17 protein-coding genes are annotated in these 17,530 nt (G+C 67.9%); 11 read left to right on the top strand and 6 right to left on the bottom strand.

Annotation, left to right across the window (positions count from 1 at the left end):
* Window positions 1-61 precede the first annotated feature (61 nt).
* Window positions 62-460 carry a hypothetical protein gene (locus ACK6C6_RS07640; RefSeq protein ID WP_409266688.1) on the bottom strand — a complete coding sequence of 133 codons (399 nt, stop codon included), beginning with the start codon at window positions 458-460 and terminating at the stop codon, window positions 62-64.
* A 172-nt stretch (window positions 461-632) separates the two neighbouring features.
* Between ACK6C6_RS07640 and ACK6C6_RS07645 the strand changes: the two genes are divergently transcribed.
* The 5 genes from ACK6C6_RS07645 to ACK6C6_RS07665 all read left to right on the top strand — a co-directional run bounded on the left by ACK6C6_RS07645 (window position 633) and on the right by ACK6C6_RS07665 (window position 5,812).
* Window positions 633-2,465, top strand: a complete 1,833-nt coding sequence (locus ACK6C6_RS07645; protein WP_409266689.1) for a DUF885 domain-containing protein — start codon at window positions 633-635, stop codon at window positions 2,463-2,465.
* A gap of 25 nt (window positions 2,466-2,490) precedes the next feature.
* Window positions 2,491-3,840, top strand: coding sequence for a serine hydrolase domain-containing protein (locus ACK6C6_RS07650; RefSeq protein ID WP_409266690.1), 1,350 nt, complete (start codon window positions 2,491-2,493; stop codon window positions 3,838-3,840).
* The gene (locus tag ACK6C6_RS07655) at window positions 3,840-4,412 is read left to right on the top strand and encodes a PH domain-containing protein (protein WP_409266691.1); all 573 of its coding nucleotides are present in this window, start codon (window positions 3,840-3,842) and stop codon (window positions 4,410-4,412) included. The genes ACK6C6_RS07650 and ACK6C6_RS07655 overlap by 1 nt, the downstream gene beginning before the upstream one ends.
* 92 nt (window positions 4,413-4,504) lie before the next feature.
* Window positions 4,505-4,933 carry a VOC family protein gene (locus ACK6C6_RS07660; protein WP_409266692.1) on the top strand — a complete coding sequence of 143 codons (429 nt, stop codon included), beginning with the start codon at window positions 4,505-4,507 and terminating at the stop codon, window positions 4,931-4,933.
* Window positions 4,934-4,978: 45 nt separating this feature from the next.
* Window positions 4,979-5,812 carry a metallophosphoesterase gene (locus tag ACK6C6_RS07665; RefSeq protein WP_409266693.1) on the top strand — a complete coding sequence of 278 codons (834 nt, stop codon included), beginning with the start codon at window positions 4,979-4,981 and terminating at the stop codon, window positions 5,810-5,812.
* Between the two features lie 31 nt (window positions 5,813-5,843).
* On the opposite strand, the gene ACK6C6_RS07670 is transcribed toward ACK6C6_RS07665, so the two are convergent.
* The 5 genes from ACK6C6_RS07670 to ACK6C6_RS07690 all read right to left on the bottom strand — a co-directional run bounded on the left by ACK6C6_RS07670 (window position 5,844) and on the right by ACK6C6_RS07690 (window position 10,573).
* Window positions 5,844-6,770 carry a DMT family transporter gene (locus tag ACK6C6_RS07670; protein ID WP_409266694.1) on the bottom strand — a complete coding sequence of 309 codons (927 nt, stop codon included), beginning with the start codon at window positions 6,768-6,770 and terminating at the stop codon, window positions 5,844-5,846.
* 60 nt (window positions 6,771-6,830) lie between these two features.
* Window positions 6,831-7,586: an AraC family transcriptional regulator gene (locus ACK6C6_RS07675; RefSeq protein ID WP_409266695.1), complete on the bottom strand. Its 756-nt coding sequence runs from the start codon at window positions 7,584-7,586 to the stop codon at window positions 6,831-6,833.
* A gap of 10 nt (window positions 7,587-7,596) precedes the next feature.
* Window positions 7,597-8,358 carry a fumarate/nitrate reduction transcriptional regulator Fnr gene (gene fnr, locus ACK6C6_RS07680; RefSeq protein WP_027863600.1) on the bottom strand — a complete coding sequence of 254 codons (762 nt, stop codon included), beginning with the start codon at window positions 8,356-8,358 and terminating at the stop codon, window positions 7,597-7,599.
* An 81-nt stretch (window positions 8,359-8,439) separates the two neighbouring features.
* The gene (locus ACK6C6_RS07685) at window positions 8,440-10,089 is read right to left on the bottom strand and encodes a hypothetical protein (protein ID WP_409266696.1); all 1,650 of its coding nucleotides are present in this window, start codon (window positions 10,087-10,089) and stop codon (window positions 8,440-8,442) included.
* A gap of 19 nt (window positions 10,090-10,108) precedes the next feature.
* Window positions 10,109-10,573, bottom strand: coding sequence for a hypothetical protein (locus ACK6C6_RS07690; RefSeq protein ID WP_409266698.1), 465 nt, complete (start codon window positions 10,571-10,573; stop codon window positions 10,109-10,111).
* A 399-nt stretch (window positions 10,574-10,972) separates the two neighbouring features.
* Between ACK6C6_RS07690 and ACK6C6_RS07695 the strand changes: the two genes are divergently transcribed.
* The 6 genes from ACK6C6_RS07695 (at window position 10,973) to ACK6C6_RS07720 (ending at window position 17,505) form a co-directional block, all read left to right on the top strand.
* Complete coding sequence (locus ACK6C6_RS07695; RefSeq protein ID WP_409266699.1) at window positions 10,973-12,457, top strand: cytochrome ubiquinol oxidase subunit I; 1,485 nt, start codon at window positions 10,973-10,975, stop codon at window positions 12,455-12,457.
* The gene (gene cydB, locus ACK6C6_RS07700) at window positions 12,447-13,466 is read left to right on the top strand and encodes a cytochrome d ubiquinol oxidase subunit II (RefSeq protein WP_209586211.1); all 1,020 of its coding nucleotides are present in this window, start codon (window positions 12,447-12,449) and stop codon (window positions 13,464-13,466) included. Before ACK6C6_RS07695 ends, cydB begins: the two co-directional genes overlap by 11 nt.
* Entirely contained in the window at window positions 13,466-13,609 is a 144-nt protein-coding gene (locus ACK6C6_RS07705; protein ID WP_409266700.1) for a DUF2474 domain-containing protein, read from the top strand. The genes cydB and ACK6C6_RS07705 overlap by 1 nt, the downstream gene beginning before the upstream one ends.
* Window positions 13,610-13,704: 95 nt before the next feature.
* Complete coding sequence (locus ACK6C6_RS07710) at window positions 13,705-14,394, top strand: molecular chaperone (protein WP_409266701.1); 690 nt, start codon at window positions 13,705-13,707, stop codon at window positions 14,392-14,394.
* 17 nt (window positions 14,395-14,411) lie between these two features.
* Window positions 14,412-14,666 (top strand): twin-arginine translocation signal domain-containing protein, encoded by a 255-nt coding sequence (locus ACK6C6_RS07715; RefSeq protein ID WP_409266702.1) that lies wholly within the window; start codon window positions 14,412-14,414, stop codon window positions 14,664-14,666.
* Window positions 14,566-17,505 (top strand): formate dehydrogenase subunit alpha, encoded by a 2,940-nt coding sequence (locus ACK6C6_RS07720; RefSeq protein ID WP_409266704.1) that lies wholly within the window; start codon window positions 14,566-14,568, stop codon window positions 17,503-17,505. The genes ACK6C6_RS07715 and ACK6C6_RS07720 overlap by 101 nt, the downstream gene beginning before the upstream one ends.
* Window positions 17,506-17,530 lie beyond the last annotated feature (25 nt).

Here is a 17,530-nt window from a genome sequence, read left to right on the forward strand (position 1 = left end):
CGCAACAATGGCAGTGAGCGCATGCCCGAAGGCAAGGGCAATAATAGTTCAATAAACGAACTTAATGTGCGGGGCCGAAGGCGCGTGGCCGGCCCGGCCAGGTAAGGCGGGTATGCTGGACCACTTCGCTCCAGCTGTCCCCGATCCTGGTGAACTCCACCTGGTAGGGACGCGGTCCGGCGAGTCCGCCGCGCTCGTAGCGTACCAGCACCGTATCCGGCCGCACTTCGGCCCAGACCAGCCGCGCATGGAAGGTGCCGGGCTTGCGCACGCAAGCCTCGCTGAACGGCCCGCCGACGTCGGCCATGCCATCCTCGCGGCGCAGCAGCAGTTCGCGCACCGCGTCCGGCAATTCGGCCATGGTGGTCGGGTAGGTGGGTTCGGCGGCGCGGCCATCGATCCCCGCCAGCAGGAGGGCAAGGAAGGCAAGGGAGGCTATCGGGCGTCGGAGCATGCGCATGTCGGGTCCTCGTGGATGGTTCCGGCCCAGTCTAGCAGCGTATGGACGGCCTGTCGGTACATACCACGGGCGCGTTGTTTCTTTGACCTTTTCCATGTTAGATTCCTCCGCGGCAAGCACGGCGCCCGGCGCCGTCGACCGACATTACAACGACCAAGGATACGAGACCAAGATGCCATCCCTCCGCCAGCGCAGCCTGCGCGCCGCCATCGCCGCCCTGTTCATCCCCGCCGCCATCGCGGCGGCAAGCCTGCCGAGCGCCGCGCTGGCCGCGCCCGCGGCCAAGGCAGCCAGCGCCAAGCCGAACAAGGCCTTCGATACCTGGGCCGACAAGTTTGCCGAAGACTGGGTGCGCCTGAACCCGCAGATGGCCACGTCCACCCAGTACTTCAGCGGCGCCGCGCAGGCGAAGCTGGACCGCGAGCTGACGCCGATGACGAAAGCCCATCGCCAGAAGATGCAGGCGCTGGCCAGGACCGGCCTGGCGCGCCTGGACAAGTGGATGGCCGGCCCGCTCGACGAAAACCAGCGCATCTCGGCCGCGGTCATGCGCTGGTCGCTGCAGAACGTGATCGCCAACGAGCCTTACGAGGACCATGCCTTCGTGTTCTCGCAGTTCAGCGGGGTGCAGGTCGGCCTGGTCAACTTCATGAACACCACCCATCCGCTGCGCAACCCGCAGGACCTCGACAGCTACCTGGCGCGCCTGGAGCAGGTCGGCACCCGCATGGACGAAGCGCTGGCGCGCGCCCGCGAGGCCGCCGCCAAGTCCCTGATCCCGCCGCGCTTCATCCTCGAGCGCGCGCAATTCCAGGTCGACAGCTTCCTCAAGCCGGCGGCGAACGAGAACGTCCTGGTGACCTCGCTGGCCCAGCGCACCGAAAAGATCGAAGGCCTGAACCCGGACGTGCGCAACGCCGCGCTGGCGCGCGCCGCCCGCATCGTGGACGAGCGCATCCGCCCGGCCTACAAGCGGGTGCAGGAATTCATGGCCGAGATCCACCCGCGCACCGGCGACGTGGCCGGCATCTCGCGCCTGCCGAACGGCGCCGCGGCCTATGCGCGCGCGGTCGAGAACTTCACCAGCACCAAGCTGAGCCCGAACGAGATCCACGAGATCGGCCTGCGCGAAGTGGCGCGCATCGAAGGCGAGATGGATCGCCACTTGCGCTCGCTCGGCCTCCTTGAAGGCAACATCGAAACCCGCATGAAGCAGCTCGATGCGCGCTTCCAGCCGAAGGGAGAAGGCGACCCGAGGCCAAGCATCATCGCCAGCTACGGCGAGATGGTGAAGGACGCCGAGCGCCGCAGCGCACCGCTGTTCAACCTGAAGCCGCGCGCGCCGGTCGAGGTGCGCCGCGTGCCGCCGCTGACCGAACCCTCGGCCGCCGCCCACTACACGCTGCCGGCGCCGGACGGCACCCGTCCGGGCATCTTCTGGGTGCCGCTGCGCGGGCCCAGCTTCGACATGATCCGCATGCGCAGCTTGGCCTACCACGAGGCGGTGCCGGGCCACCACTTCCAGCTGGCGATCCAGCAGGAACTGACCGGCATCCCGAAATTCCGCAGCCAGCGCATCTTCAGCGGCGGCAGCGCCCACGCCGAGGGCTGGGCGCTGTACACCGAGCGCCTGGCGGTGGAGCAGGGCTGGTACGAAGGCGACGTGCCCGGCCTGCTGGGGGCGCTCGGTTCGGAACTGTTCCGCGCGCGCCGCCTGGTGGTCGACACCGGCCTGCATTCGAAGGGCTGGACCCGCCAGCAGGCGATCGACTACGGCATCGGCGCCCAGGAAGTCGAGCGCTACGTCGTCTGGCCGGGCCAGGCGAATGCCTACATGATCGGCATGCTGCGCATCATCGAGCTGCGCGAGAAGGCGAAGAAGGAACTGGGCGACAAGTTCTCGCTCCCGGGCTTCCACGACCTGGTGCTGGGCGCGGGCTCGGTGCCGCTCGACGTGCTGGGCGAGCTGGTGGATGGCTGGATCGCCAAGCAGAAGAAGGCGTGACCGGGCCGTGAAGTCGACGCTGGCCATGCTTGCTCTGTCGGCGCTGTCCTGTGCGAGCGCAGCCGCGCCCCTGTCCGCACCCCAGGCCGAGGCCCTGACGCGGCAGCTAGCGGCCATCGTCGACGACCCCGCCATCCCGCTCCCCGGCCTGGCGGTGGTGGCGGTCCGTGGCGGCGAGATCGTCTACAGCCGCCAGTTCGGCTACAAGCGCCTGGCCGGCGCTGCCCTGCCGGCGCAGCCGATGGACGCCGACACGATGTTCCGCATCGCCTCGGTGTCCAAGCTGGTGACCGCGCTGGGCGCCATGAAGCTGGTCGAGCAGGGCAGGCTGGCGCTGGACCAGGACGTCAGCGCCTGGCTCGGCTACCGGCTGCGCAACCCGCACTTCCCGGACCAGCCGATCACCCTGCGCATGCTGCTCACGCACACCTCCTCGCTGCGCGACGAGGGCGGCTTCAAGTTCGACCCTTCGGTTGACCTAAAGGAGGTCTTGCTGCCGGGCGGACGCCTGCACGGCAAGGGCGCCATGTGGTCCAGCACCCATGCGCCGGGGCGCTACTTCGAATACGTCAATTTCAACTCCGGCATCATCGCCACCATCATGGAGCGTGCCGGTGGCGAACGCTTCGACCGCCTGATGCGGCGCCTGGTGTTCGATCCGATGGGTCTGAAGGCCGGCTTCTACCTGGCCGACTTCGCGCCAGCCAGGATCGAGGATGCGGCGACGCTGTACCGGCGCCGCGAGAAGGACGGCGACGAACGCTGGGACCCGCAAGGCCCGTGGATCGCGCAGTCCGACGATTTCCACGTCAACCCGCCAGTCGCGCCGCCGGGGCTGGAGCACTACGTCGTGGGCACCAACGGCACCCTGTTCGGCCCGCAGGGCAGCCTGCGCATCTCGGCCGGCGAGTTGGCGCAGCTCATGCTGATGCTGATGAACGGGGGGGACCATCAGGGCCGGCAGATACTGAAGCCGGAAACGGTGGCGCTCATGTTGTCGCGCCAGTGGACCCTGCGGCCGGGCAGCGGCAACGGCGACAGCGACAACTTCCGTGGGCTGTACCACGCCTGGGGCCTGGGCAACCAGCACTTCCTCGATGTCAGCGTTGTCAGGGACGGCCGGGCCAGCGGCGATCGCCTGGTGGAAGGCGGCGGCTTCACCGGCGTCGGCCACCTGGGCTGGTCCTGGGGCCTGAACGCCTTGTTCGTGTTCGATCCGACAACGAAGAACGGCATGATCTACGTGGGCAGCGGCGTGGGCGACGACCCCGACCGCCACCCCGGACGCTTCTCGTCCGAGGCGCGCTTCCAGGAGCGCATCACGGACGCCCTGTACCGCGGCGCGATCGCCGCACCGAAGGAAGGAGCACCGTAATGCCCGATTGGACGCGTGCGCTCGCATACTTGTTGTTCTGGGTAGTGTCGATGACGCTCTTCACGCGTTGGCTCGCGCGCAGCCGGCAGCGGGCGCATGGCGTTGCCAGCAACTGCGTGCGCCACACCAAGGTCATGCTCATTGTCGGCGTGGCGGGCATGCTGAGCTTTGCCGCACTCCTGGTGGCGGCGCATGTCCTGCCGATCGAGGGGGTGAACGCGCTAGCCACCGCATGCCTTGTTGGCATGATGCTGTTGCCCGCTTACCTGGTGGCCGACTATCGGTTTGCCCGTCACGTCGTGTCGGACGAGGGCATGGATTTCGGACGTCCGACGGGTCGGCGCCTCTTCTTCCGCTGGAGCGAGGTCCGCGCGGTCCGCTTCGGCAATCTTGGGCACTGGTTCAAGATCGAGCTGCAGGCCGGCGAAGTCCTTCGTGTTCCAGCCGCCATGGCGGGCTTGCCTGCCTTCGCGGACCAGGTGCTGCGCCACGTCCCGGCCGCGCAGATCGAGCGCGACACCTTGCGCATGCTGGAACGCACCGCACGCGGCGACCTGCCGCCCTTGCGCTAACCGCTGCTGACAAGCTTGCCCACGCGCGCTTTTGCTCCTACACTGCTCGCCCACACGCTGTCTTTCACGACCTTCTTTCACAGGAGCGCAGCATGGAAACACAAGAAATCTACCGCGGCCGACTCATCGACCACATCCAGCTCGTGGTCAGGGACCTGCCCGCATCGCGCAGGTTCTACGGCGCCGTGTTCGACGTGCTGGGCATTCCGCTGGGCGGCGCGGGTGACGATTATTTCTGGGCCGACGAACTCTTCATCTCCAGCCGCGACAGCGCGGCCGCGCAAGGCGTGCTCACCGGCCGCCACCACCTGGCCTTCCAGGCACGCGACCGCAAGATGGTCAATGCCTTCTATTTCGCGGCCCTGGCCGCCGGCGGCAGGGACAACGGCCGCCCCGGCGAGCGCGCCTACCACCCGGGCTACTACGGCGCCTTCGTGCTGGACCCGGACGGCAACAACATCGAAGCCGTCTACCACGGCGAGGCGAAGCGAAGCGCGCCCCACGTGCGCGTGAGCTTCTGACGCGGCGGCGCAGCCTGCGGTGGAAACCGCTATACTGCGCCGACCATGCGCATCCAGATTTTCTCCGACCTGCACCTCGAACGCTACGCCGGTTTCAATCCGCAGATCCACGCCGACACCGACGTCGTCGTGCTGGCGGGCGACATCGGCTCCTACCAGGCCGGGTCGCGCCTGACCGACGAGGATTTCGGGCTCGAACGCTTCTCGCCGCTGCGCCCCGGCGCCAATGGCGCGCGCGTCCTGTACATCCCCGGCAACCACGAATTCGATGGCCTCGACTACGACGAAGCCTACGCGCGCCTGCGCGCCAGCTGCGCGCGCCTCGGCATCGAATGGCTGGACCGCGAAACGCTCGTCATCGGGAGTATCCGCTTCATCGGCACTACCCTGTGGAGCGACTTCGACGCGCTGGCGTTGCGCGAGCAGGAGCTGAGCAAGCAGCTGCAGAAACGCGAAAAGGCCTTCCGCGCCGCCAACTGGTACCTGTCGAAGAACACCACCCTGAAAAACGGCGAGAAGGTGCTGGCCGAGGGCATCCGCGAGATGGCGCTGGACTGCCAGGACTGGCTGCGCGGGGCGCTGGCGGCGCCCTTCGAGGGAAGCACGGTGGTGGTGACCCATTTCGCGCCCAGCCTGCAAAGCGCCGACCCGCGCTACGGCCTCACGCCCGGGACCGCGGGCTTCTGCAATGCGCTCGACGGCCTGTTCCCGCAGGCCGACATCTGGATCCACGGCCACCTGCACTGCGCCAACGACTACGTGGTCAGCGGCGTCGACGCCGGCCGGCCCTGGTCCTGCCGCGTGGTGGCCAACCCGCTCGGCTATCTCAGCAAGGGCGAGCAGGAAGCCTTCCGGCCCGATCTGGTGATCCAGGTGTAAGAAAGGAGCGCCTGGCGCTCCCTGGAACCGCTCAATTGCGGTGGGCGGCGGCGCAGGACACCACGCCAGCCATCAGGAGCACCAGCGCCGCCGCCTCCAGGCCGCTGGGCCAGCGCGCCTCCCACAGGAAGCCGTAGAGCGAGGCAAACACGGTCTCGAACACGATCATCTGGCCCATCAGCGCCATCGGCAGGGCGCGGCTGGCGTAGTTCCACAAGGCGTTGCCGATCACGGAACAGAAGATCCCGACCGCCGTCACCACCCCGAGGAACTGCAGCCATTCGCTGCCCGTGTGCGCGGCGCCGCCGGGCGGGAAGGCCGGCAGCGCCAGCAGCAGGGCCTGGGCGCCCGTCATCACCCCCACCAGCAGGCTCCATTCGTTGGCCGAAATGCCCTCGAGGCGCGCCAGCCAGCGCCGGTTGACGACCGCATAGAAGGTCCATGACAGCAGCGCGCCGATCGCCGACAGGAGGCCGATGCCCGAGCCGCCCTCCAGGGAAGACAAGGAATCCCAGCTGATGCAGGCCAGGCCGGCCCCGCCCAGCAGCAGGGAGGGGGCCAGGCGCCGCAAGGACACCGCGCCGTGCTCGCGCGAGCCCGCCAGGGTCACGGTGATCGGCAGCAGCCCGATCACGATCGAGGTCATGGCCACGCCACCCAATTGGACGGCCTGGGCCAGGAACAGGTAGTACACGATGTTGCCCGCCAGGCTGAGCCAGGCCAGGCCGCGCCAGTCGGCCCGGGTCAGTCGCTGCCTGAGCCGCGGCCAGGCGCGGGCGACCAGGATGGCGGCGACGATGCCGTAGGCGAGGTAGCGGCCCGCCGACAGCTGCAGGGCCGAGAAGCCCGGCACCAGTTCCGGGGCCAGGAACACCAGGCCCCAGAAGGCGCCCGCGGTGATGCCGGCGCCGATGCCGAGTTGCGTGGTGTGGGATGTGGTGTGAATCTGCGAAAGCATGGACGATCTCCTTGGGAAGGGAGATTGTCGGCCGGATGCCCGCGGCGCTCTTGACCCTGGCTACTGCTGGTTTGACAGATTCTCGCGATACGCGCGCCGGTAGGCCGCGGGCGTGGTGTCCATCGCCCTGCGCATGGCACGGGTCAGCGCGCTCTGCTCGGAAAAGCCCGCTGCCAGCGCGATCTCGGCCACCGGGCGCGCCGTCGCACGCAGCCATTCGCAGGCATGGCGCAGGCGGCAGTCCAGCAGCCAGTCGTGGGGCGTGCTGTCGCGCTCTTCGCGAAACAGCGCATGCAGGCGGCTGACGCTCAGGCTGGAGGCGCGCGCCATGGCCTCGGTGGTCCACGGCAGGCCGGGTTCGGCCTCGATGCGGGCGAGCAGGGCGGCCAGGCGCGAGCTTGGTGCGGGCGCTCCCAGCACCAGGGTGTCGAGCAGCAGCGGGGTCCAGCCGGCCAGCACGGAAGGCGCGGGCGGAGCGGTGGCGGCCATGATGCCCATGAATTCGACCAGCTTGCGCGCTGCCGGACCGATGGCGCCGAAGGGTTGCTCGAGCAGGCGCTGCCAGGGTCCTTGCGCGAAAGTATCCGGTCCCAGGTCGACGATCAGCGACCGGTTGGCCACCGGGCTGCACTGCGAGTGCCAGGCGCCCGGCGCCACCACCGCCACGCGCAGCGGATCGAGCCGGGCCTGGCGGCCTTCGATTTCCAGGGCGACTTCGCCGCTCACGGGGAGCACCAGCTGGCCGAACTCGTGGCGGTCCGAGCTGCGCGCGGCGCCATAGCTGCGCAGATGCAGGTCGAGCAGCGGAGCAGCCATGGCGGTGTCGCTAGCCCATCGGGCTGCAGACGTCGGTGCCAGCCGCCAGCGCCTTGAGCTTGGCCGGGTCGAGCAGGGTGACTTCGCGCTTGTCGACCTGCAGCCAGCCCTGTTTCTTGAAGCGCGACAGCAGGCGGCTGATGCTTTCGATGGTGAGCCCGAGGTAGTTGCCGATGTCTTCGCGCGACATGCGCAGCTGGAAGCTGTGCGGCGAATAGCCGCGCGCCGCGTAGCGTGCCGACAGGTTGACCAGGAAGACGGCGAAACGCTGCTCCGCCCGCATATTGCCGAGCAGCAGCATGACGTTCTGTTCGCGCGTGATCTCCTGGCTCATGATGCGGTGGAAGTGGCGCAGCAGGGCCGGCACGTGGCCGAACAGCTCTTCCAGGCGCGAGAACGGGATCTCGCACACCTCGCTGTCCTCGAGGGCCACGGCGTCGCAGTGGTGGGTGCCGCTGATGGCGTCCATGCCCAGCAGTTCGCCGGCCATCTGGAAACCGGTGATCTGGGCTTCGCCGGCGGCGTTGACCTGATAGGTCTTGAAATGGCCGAAGCGCACCGCGTACAGGTTGCGGAAGGGCTCGCCCATGGCGTAGAGGCGCTCGTCGCGCGCGAGCCGGCGGCGGCGGCCGATGATCTGGTCGAGGCGATTGATGTCGGCATCCTCGAGGCCCATCGGCAGGCACAGCTGGTGCATGCTGCACGCGCTGCAGCTGGCCTTGAGGGCCTGGATGACCTTCGCTTCGCCCGGGAGCGAGATGGGTTGGTTCATGGCAGGGAAACGAAAATGCTGACGCGGCCATTATAGACAAAGGCCGCGTCCGCGGGTTTCATTTCCAAAATACAAGCCCGATTACAGGTGATGCCGGTGTTCCGCCTTCATCCTGTAATACTCCTGCCGGCCCTTGGCGCGCACGGTCGCGGCGATCTCGGCGGCTTCCTGCGCCGCCTGGTTCACGGTCGCGAAGGCGTCGGCGTTCCCCTTGAGCGCTTCCACGGCCTGCTGCGATTGCACCGTGCCCGCCAGCGCCAGGCCGAAGGTGGCCGACACCGCCAGCTCGGCCGCCAGGGTGTCGAGGCTCGGCGCCACCACGTCCTGCAGCGCCTTGGCCGCCTGCAGCTCGGCGCTGGCCTGGGGCGCCGCCAGCGTGCGCGCCAGGTCCATGTCGCCGGCGACCCGCGCCAGGAAATCGAGCGCCGCCCGGCTGCCGGAGCGGTTGGCCAGGTCGCCGAGGCGCAGCAGGGCCGTGTTCCTGGCATTGAACACGGCACGGCCGGCGCGCGCACTTTCGACGAAGTCGATCATCGGCTGGACCGCGATCTCGCTGCCGATGTAGCCGAGGGTGGCCACGATCTGGGTCAGGAACTCCTCGTGCTTCTCCGGCTCGTTCACCAGCCAGTCCAGCAGCAGGCGGGCGTCCTTCTCGCCGTACTGCGAGGCCAGCTCCCATGGCACGCCCTCGATCCAGTGCTGGGAGACGAAGTCGCGCACGTCGGCAGGCAGCGCCAGGCCGCCCGCACCGCAGGAGCAGCCGCCGGCGGCCATCACCTTGCCGCTGATGCTGAGCGGGCCTGCTAGGTACGCCGAGGACTCGGCCGCGTTGACCACGTTGTGGTCGGCGCCGACGGACGGGTACATGACCGCGCGCGGGTCGTCGGTGCGGTGGGGCAGGCCGCAGTTGTGGCCGTACTCGTGCACCCAGATCAGGCCTTCCTGGTTGGCGGTGAAGCGCACCGCGGCCACGTTGACCGAGGCGCTGCCGACCGGGGCGCAGCCGATGATGCCGTCGCCGGGGCCGCCGCACCAGCGGATGGCCTGCACGATCTTGACCCCGCTGCCGGCGGTCAGGAGGGCATTCAGGTCGCTTGAGGTCTGGATGGTGCCGGGGATGTTCGCCGGCAGCAGCCGGACTGCGCCGTTGCGCACGAAACGGACCGGGGTCGTGACGTCCGGCCCGCTGTCGTCGTTCTGGAGGATCGTGCCCATGTCGGCCAGGATCCGGTCGGCCTCGGCTTCGCTCAGGGCTACGCTGCTGTGGCGGTGCACCGTGACCGAGACCGTGCGCAGGCCAGGGGGCGCCGAGGGCGGGTTGACGACCAGGTAGTCGACGTAGAGCCAAATGTCGGCGCTCCACTCGATGTTGACCCAGATGTCGACGCCGCCCCCGCGCGGGGCGACGTTGTGCACGGTGTAGCGGGCCGCGCCGATGAACTTGCCGGCGGGCGGTCCGCCGGGCACGCCTTCGCCGATGGCCACGAAGACCTGCGAGCCGGGCTGGATCAGGTCCCAGTTGAGCCGCAGCAGCCATTCGCCGCGGCGCATGCCCCAGTCGTGGCGGTAGGTAAAGCCGTTCCCTTGCAGCGCGGGCTGCACGCCTTCCGTGCCGACGCTCGCTTCGGCGACGGCCCAGGGGCCTTTGGTGCTTGATGAATCCGCGCGCTCCTGCGTTCCGGGGTCGAGGAGCAGTGCTGCGTCCTGGTCGAGACGATCATTTGGTGCCATGGGAATCTCCTGGTGCGCTTCAAGGGTTGATGATCAGGTAATCGGCGTAGAGCGAGATGTCGCTGCTCCACGCGATGTCGACCCAGATGTCGACGCCGTTCCAGCGTGAGGCGACGTTGTGCAGGGTGTAGCGGGCCGCGCCGATGAACTTGCCGGCGGACGGGCCGCCCGGCACGCCTTCGCCGATCGCCACCAGGACCCGGGAGGGGGGCTGGATGACATCCCAGTTCAGGCGCAGCACCCACCGGCCGCGCCGCGCGCCCCAGTCGTGACGATAGGTGAAACCGGTGCCGCTCAGTTCGGGCTCGGGCTGGCCGGCCCGGGCCGGTGCGGTCCCGAACAGTTGCCGGACCGCGGCCGCATCGGCCTCCTGGCGCAGTTCGCGGAAGCTGGCCGGCATGGCCGAGGAAGTGACCAGCACCTCCGCTTCCCCGGCGCGCGCCGCGATCCGCGTTGCCGCCGCGTGGTTCTGATGTTGAGTCATGACCATCTCCTTTCACATCGACGATCGATGGATGGCCCGCTCCACCGCGTGGCGAGGGCGGAGGCCGGGCCGCCGGATCGCGAGTCCGCATGCATGCTGGATACACAGGATTCCGGCTGCCGCCGGGCTCGAATCGTCAGCCAATATAGACGAGTGGATTGAGTCGGCAGGATCGATCTGACGGGTCATTAATATGGATCAGTGACCCCAAGTTTTCTGTGGGAGGGAAAGGTTTCGACGCCGAAAGCAGGCCCGGTCTTGCGCATGCATGAAAAGCGACTCGCATGCGGCCGAAGCGAAGCTTTGGCGTATCAAATCGACATCGCCAAGCGTGCGCACCCTTCCCGCATGCTAGATTCTGGACACCACAACGGAGTACGACGAGCAAAAGGGGCCCGCATGTTCGGTTTGTCCGCTTTGGATCTGGCGCGCGTGCAATTCGCGTTCACGATGTCCTTCCACATCCTGTTCCCGGCGATAACGATTGGCATGGCCAGCTACCTGGCCGTGCTCGAGCTGTGCTGGCTGCGCACGAAGCGCCAGGTCTACGTCGACCTTTACCACTACTGGCTCAAGATCTTCGCCGTCTGCTTCGGCATGGGGGTGGTGTCGGGCATCGTGATGGCCTACCAGATCGGCACCAACTGGAGCTACCTGTCCGAGTTCGCCGGCAGCATCATGGGGCCGATCCTGTCCTACGAGGTGCTCACCGCCTTCTTCCTCGAAGCCGGCTTCCTGGGCGTGATGCTGTTCGGCTGGACCCGCGTCGGCCCGGGCCTGCATTTCGGGGCCACCTGCGCGGTCGCGGTCGGCACCCTGATCTCGGCCACCTGGATCCTGGCCGCCAACAGCTGGATGCAGACCCCGCAGGGCTATGCCATCGAGGGCGGCCGCATGGTCCCGGCCGACTGGCTGGCGATCGTCTTCAACCCGTCCTTCCCGTACCGGCTGCTGCACATGGTGATCGCCGCCTATCTCACCACGGCCCTGATCGTCGGCGCCACCGGAGCCTGGCAACTGCTCAAGGGCCGCGACAACCCGGCGGTGCGCAAGATGCTGTCGATGGCGATGTGGATGATCCTGCTGGTGGCGCCGATCCAGGCGGTGGTGGGCGACTTCCACGGCCTGAACACCCTGAAGCACCAGCCGGCCAAGCTGGCGGCCATGGAAGGGCACTGGCAGAACGAAGGCGACAAGGCGGTCCCGCTGCTGCTGTTCGGCGTGCCCGACATGGAAGAGGAACGCACCAAGTACGCGGTCGGCATTCCGCACCTGGGCAGCCTGATCCTCACCCATTCCTGGAACGGCCAGTTCCCGGGGCTCAAGGACTTTCCGCGCGACGAGCGGCCGAACTCGCTGATCGTGTTCTGGAGCTTTCGCCTGATGGTAGGCCTGGGCCTGCTCATGATCGCGCTCGGCGCCTGGAGCCTGTGGCTGCGGCGCAAGCGGGGAGGGGAGGCGCGCTTGTGGCACAAGCGCCCCTTCCTGCGCTTCGCCCTCTGGATGGGTCCGGCGGGCCTGGTCGCCATCCTGGCCGGCTGGACCACCACCGAGGTGGGCCGCCAGCCCTGGGTCGTGTATGGGGTGCTGCGCACGGCCGATGCGGTATCAAAGCATGGCGCCGCCGAGCTCGGCCTGACCCTGGCCCTGTTCGTGGTGGCCTATATCTTCGTGTTCGGCACCGGCACCGTCTACCTGCTGCGCATGATGCGCAAAGGGCCGCAGCGCTTCGAGCTGCATACGCCGGCCCGAGGCGGCCCGGGCGAGGAACGCACGCCCAGCCGGCCGCTGTCGGCCGCCGACGTGCAGAACGACGACGACGAGGGCGAGGCCAGCCCGGACGGCCTCGGCCGCGACAAGGAGGAACCCGGCCATGGGCATTGACACCACCGTCATCTGGGCGATCATCATTTTCTTCGCCGTCTTCATGTACGTGCTGCTGGACGGCTTCGACCTGGGCATCGGCCTGCTGTTTCCCTTCAGCCCGAAAAAACGCGACCGCGACACCATGATGAACACGGTAGCGCCGGTCTGGGACGGCAACGAGACCTGGCTGGTGCTGGGCGGCGAGGGGCTGCTGGCGGCCTTCCCGGTGGCCTATTCGATCATCCTGTCGGGGCTCTACCTGCCGCTGATCTTCATGCTGGTCGGCCTGGTGTTCCGCGGCGTGGCCTTCGAATTCCGCTTCAAGGCCAAGGAGCACGAGCGCCACCTGTGGGACAAGGCCTTCATCGGCGGCTCGGTGGTGGCCAGCTTCTTCCAGGGCGTCTCGCTGGGCGCTTTTCTCGACGGCATCGCGGTGTCGGGGCGCAGCTATGCCGGCGGGCCGCTCGACTGGATCGCACCTTTCCCGCTGCTGGCCGGGTTCGGGGTGATGATCGCCTACACCCTGCTGGGCGCCACCTGGCTGGTGATGAAGACCGAGGGCGAGCTGCAGGCGCGCATGATCCAGGTGGCGCGTCCCCTGGCCCTGATGCTGCTCGCGGCCATCGTCATCGTCAGCATCTGGACGCCCTGGCGCGACCCGGCGGTGGCGGCGCGCTGGTTCAGCTTCCCGAACATCGTGTTCCTGGCGCCGGTGCCGGTGCTGGTGGCGGTGTTCATCGTGCTGCTGCTGCGCTCGCTCAAGCGCCGGGGTGAGCAAATGCCGCACCGGGTGCCTTTCGTGGCGGCGCTGGCCCTGATCTTCCTCGGCTACAGCGGCATGGCGATCAGCATCTGGCCTCATATCGTGCCGCCCGCGATCTCGATCTGGGAAGCGGCCTCGCCGCCCAGCAGCCAGGGCTTCGCGCTGGTCGGCACCCTGTTCATCCTGCCCATCATCCTGATGTACACGGCCTGGTCGTACTGGGTGTTCCGGGGCAAGGTCAAGGCCGACGCGGGGTATCACTGATGGTCGGGCCACGAAAGGCGACCCGGCGCGAATGGCTGCGGCGCCTGGCCTGGCTGGCGGCACTCTGGCTCGGCGGCGTATTTACCCTGTCGGCGGTAGCCTACGTGATCCGCACCCTCATGCATGCCCTGGGCATGCGTTGAGCATGATTTGATAGCACCGTGTCATCAACCGTGCGCGGCCTGCCGCGCTGGAGGGCTACACTGCTGGTGACCCTTTGCCAACAGGAGAGCAGCACGTGTCCCACCCTGACGCGCCGTCGATCAACCGTCCCCCCGACCCCGCCATCACCGTCGCCGTACCGCTACCGCTGTCGGGCGAGGACCAGGCGCGCGCCGATCTGTACGCGCTGCTGTCGCGCCTGCTGCTGGCGGCGCCGGACGGCGCGCTGCTGGACGCGCTGGCGCATGCCGACCCCATCCTTTCCGAAGGAGGCGATCCGGCCCTGGAACAGGCCTGGGAAGCCTTGAGCCTGGCCTCGGGCGTCATGGACCCGGATGCGGTGTCCGAGGAGTTCGACGCGCTCTTCATCAGCGTCGGCACGCCGCCGATCAATCCCTACGGCTCGCGCTACCTGGCCGGCTTCATGAACGACACCCCGCTGGCCGAGTTGCGCGCCGACCTGGCGCGCTTCGGCATAGGCCGGGTGCGCGGCGTCGGCGAATTCGAAGACCACCTGGGCGCCCTGTGCGAGACGATGCGCGTCCTGATCACCGGCGCCCCCGGCATTGCGCGCCAGCCGCTCGCGCGGCAGCAGGCCTTCTTCGAGGTCCACATCGCGCCCTGGTACGAGCGCTGCCTGGACGACATCGCATCAGGCGAGGGCGCCAATTACTACCGGCTGGTCGCGCGCCTGGCCGGCGCCTTCCTCGCCATCGAAGCCGAAGCCTTCGTGGTCGGGGAAGCGCTCACTGAATCAATGGTTTAACTGAAGCGAGGCACAGCATGGAACAGCATCCGCAGCTACTTGAACACGGACAGGACGGCAAGCCGGCCGCAGGCGCCGGGCACGATGTGCCGGACCCCAGCCGCCGCGGCTTCCTGAAGGCCGCGCCGCTGGGAGCGCTGGCCGTCGTGGCAGGCACGGCCGAGGCCGCCGATGCGCCGGCGCCCCAGCCCGCCGCGAAGCCGCAGGTCAAGCGCGGCTACCACGAAACCGAGCACATCCGCCGCTACTACGAGACCGCCGCCTACTGGTGAGCACAACGGGAGAACCAGCATGTCCCTCGTGAAGTCCGTCCGCGACAGCGGACTCAAACGGCGCCGCTTCCTGGTCGGCGCCGGTGTCGCCGCCGGCGCCGGCGCCCTGGCCCGGCAGCTGCCGCTGAACGTGATCGAACCGGCCCGGGCCGACCAGGCGCCGGACGCCCCGGTGCCCACCGAGATCAAGCGCACCATCTGCAGCCACTGCTCGGTGGGCTGCTCGGTGGACGCGGTGGTGGCCAACGGCGTCTGGGTGCGCCAGGAAGCCGCCTTCGATTCGCCCATCAACATGGGGGCGCACTGCGCCAAGGGCGCCTCGGTGCGCGAGCACGCCTTCGGCGAGCACCGCCTGCGCTACCCGATGAAGCTGGTGAACGGCAAGTACGTGCGCATGTCCTGGGACCAGGCCATCAACGAGATCGGCGACAAGCTGATCGAGCTGCGCCAGAAATCCGGGCCGGACGCGCTGATGGTGATCGGCAGCTCCAAGCACAACAACGAACAGGCCTACCTGCTGCGCAAGTGGGTCTCGTTCTGGGGCTCGAACAACTGCGACCACCAGGCGCGCATCTGCCACTCGACCACGGTCGCGGGCGTGGCCCAGACCTTCGGCTACGGGGCGATGACCAATTCCTTCAACGACTTGCACCACAGCAAGGCGGTGATGTTCATTGGCTCCAACCCGGCCGAGGCCCACCCGATCTCGATGCTGCACTTCCTGCACGCCAAGGAGCTGGGCGCGAAGATGATCGTGATCGACCCGCGCTTCACCCGCACCGCGCGCTTCGCCCACCACTACGTGCGGGTGCGCCCCGGCACCGACATCCCGCTGGTATGGGGCATCCTGTGGCACATTTTCCAGAACGGCTGGGAGGACAAGGAATACATCGCGGCCCGCACCTACGGCATGGAGGACGTGCGCAAGGAAGTGGCGAAATGGACCCCGGATAAAGTCTCAGACATTACCGGCGTGCCGGAAGCCTCGGTCAAGATGGCCGCCGAGATGCTGGCCAAGAACAAGCCTTCCTCGGTGGTCTGGTGCATGGGCATCACCCAGCACACGGTCGGCACCGCCAACGTGCGTGCGCTGTCCATCTTGCAGTTGGCGCTGGGTAACATCGGCGTCCCGGGCGGCGGCGCCAACATCTACCGCGGCCACGACAATGTGCAGGGCGCCACCGACGTCGGCCCCAACGGCGATTCGCTGCCCGGCTACTACGGCATCGCCGAGGGCGCCTGGAAGCACTTCGCGGGCGTCTGGGGCGTGGACTACGAATGGATCAAGTCGCGCTTCGGCTCCAAGGAGCTGATGGAAAAGCCGGGCATCACGGTGTCGCGCTGGTTCGACGCGGTCAACGAAGAAAACCAGTACATCGACCAGCCTAGCAACCTGCGCGCGGTGTTCTACTGGGGCCACGCGCCGAACAGCCAGACCCGCCTGCCGGACATGAAGGCGGCGATGCAGAAGCTCGACATGCTGGTGGTGATCGACCCCTACCCGAGCATGACCGCCTCGATGCACGGCCGCACCGACGGCGTCTACCTGCTGCCGGCCGCCTCGCAGTTCGAAACCTCGGGTTCGTGCACCGCCTCGAACCGCAGCATCCAGTGGCGCGAGCGCGTCATCCTGCCGCTGTTCGAGTGCAAGAGCGACCACGAGATCATGTACCTGTTCGCCAAGAAGCTGGGCTTCCACAACGAACTGTGCAAGAACATCAAGGTGGTGCTCAACGAGCCGGTGGTCGAGGACATCCTGCGCGAGATCAACCGCTCCTGCTGGACCATCGGCTACACCGGCTGCTCGCCGGAGCGCCTGAAACTCCACATGGAGAACAAGCACACCTTCAATCCGACCACCCTGCGCGCCGACGACGGTCCCTGCAAGGGCGACTACTACGGCCTGCCGTGGCCGTGCTGGGGCACGCCGGAAATGAAACATCCCGGCACGCCGATCCTGTACGACCTGAACAAGTCGGTGGCCGAGGGCGGCCTGCCGTTCCGCGCCAACTGGGGCGTCGAGCACAACGGCGAGTCGCTGCTGGCCGCCGACGGCTCGACCAACAAGGACAGCCAGCTCGATGTCGGCTACCCCGAATTCGACCACGTGTTCCTGAAGAAGCTCGGCTGGTGGGCCGAGCTCACGCCCCAGGAACAGGCGATGGCCGAGGGCAAGAACTGGAAGACCGACTTGTCGGGCGGCATCATCCGCGTCGTCATCGGCCACGGCTGCGCCCCGTTCGGCAATGCGCGGGCGCGCTGCAACGTGTGGAACTTCCCGGATCCGGTGCCGACCCACCGCGAGCCGCTCGCTTCGCCGCGACGCGACCTGGTCGCCAAGTACCCGACCTACGACGACAAGGCCAACTTCTGGCGCCTGCCGACCCTGTACAAGTCGGTGCAGGAGATCGATTACTCGAAGGACTTCCCGCTGATCATGACCTCCGGCCGCCTGGTCGAGTACGAGGGCGGCGGCGAGGAAACCCGCTCGAACCCCTGGCTGGCCGAGCTGCAGCAGAACATGTTCGTCGAGATCAACCCGCGCGACGCGGCCCAGATCGCGGCCAAGGTCGGCGATTACGTCTGGGTAGAGACTCCGACCGGGGCGCGGCTGAAGATGATGGCGATGGTCACCGAGCGGGTGCCGATCGGCCTGGTCTGGATGCCCTTCCACTTCGGCGGCTGGTGGATGGGCGAGGACCTCGAGCGCCATTATCCGGAAGGCGGGGCACCGACGGTGCGCGGCGAGGCCTGCAACACGGGCTGGACCTACGGTTACGACGCCGTGACGATGATGCAGGAAACCAAGGTATCGCAGTGCCGGGTCGTCAAGGCCTGAGGCGCAGCGCTTTCAACTGAGCAGA

Origin of the sequence: Massilia sp. BHUDP2, assembly GCF_046236355.1 — a bacterium.
In the GTDB taxonomy this organism is placed as follows: Bacteria; Pseudomonadota; Gammaproteobacteria; order Burkholderiales; family Burkholderiaceae_D; genus Telluria; species Telluria varians.

Coding starts and splice junctions, on each gene's coding strand:
- ACK6C6_RS07655 (WP_409266691.1), top strand. CDS start 3,840: ATGCCCGATTGGACGCGTGCGCTCGCATACTTGTTGTTCTGGGTAGTG.
- ACK6C6_RS07640 (WP_409266688.1), bottom strand. CDS start 460: ATGCGCATGCTCCGACGCCCGATAGCCTCCCTTGCCTTCCTTGCCCTC.
- ACK6C6_RS07705 (WP_409266700.1), top strand. CDS start 13,466: ATGGTCGGGCCACGAAAGGCGACCCGGCGCGAATGGCTGCGGCGCCTG.
- ACK6C6_RS07650 (WP_409266690.1), top strand. CDS start 2,491: ATGCTTGCTCTGTCGGCGCTGTCCTGTGCGAGCGCAGCCGCGCCCCTG.
- ACK6C6_RS07685 (WP_409266696.1), bottom strand. CDS start 10,089: ATGGCACCAAATGATCGTCTCGACCAGGACGCAGCACTGCTCCTCGAC.
- ACK6C6_RS07645 (WP_409266689.1), top strand. CDS start 633: ATGCCATCCCTCCGCCAGCGCAGCCTGCGCGCCGCCATCGCCGCCCTG.
- ACK6C6_RS07670 (WP_409266694.1), bottom strand. CDS start 6,770: ATGCTTTCGCAGATTCACACCACATCCCACACCACGCAACTCGGCATC.
- ACK6C6_RS07720 (WP_409266704.1), top strand. CDS start 14,566: ATGCGCCGGCGCCCCAGCCCGCCGCGAAGCCGCAGGTCAAGCGCGGCT.
- ACK6C6_RS07715 (WP_409266702.1), top strand. CDS start 14,412: ATGGAACAGCATCCGCAGCTACTTGAACACGGACAGGACGGCAAGCCG.
- ACK6C6_RS07690 (WP_409266698.1), bottom strand. CDS start 10,573: ATGACTCAACATCAGAACCACGCGGCGGCAACGCGGATCGCGGCGCGC.
- fnr (WP_027863600.1), bottom strand. CDS start 8,358: ATGAACCAACCCATCTCGCTCCCGGGCGAAGCGAAGGTCATCCAGGCC.
- ACK6C6_RS07675 (WP_409266695.1), bottom strand. CDS start 7,586: ATGGCTGCTCCGCTGCTCGACCTGCATCTGCGCAGCTATGGCGCCGCG.
- ACK6C6_RS07665 (WP_409266693.1), top strand. CDS start 4,979: ATGCGCATCCAGATTTTCTCCGACCTGCACCTCGAACGCTACGCCGGT.
- ACK6C6_RS07695 (WP_409266699.1), top strand. CDS start 10,973: ATGTTCGGTTTGTCCGCTTTGGATCTGGCGCGCGTGCAATTCGCGTTC.
- ACK6C6_RS07660 (WP_409266692.1), top strand. CDS start 4,505: ATGGAAACACAAGAAATCTACCGCGGCCGACTCATCGACCACATCCAG.
- cydB (WP_209586211.1), top strand. CDS start 12,447: ATGGGCATTGACACCACCGTCATCTGGGCGATCATCATTTTCTTCGCC.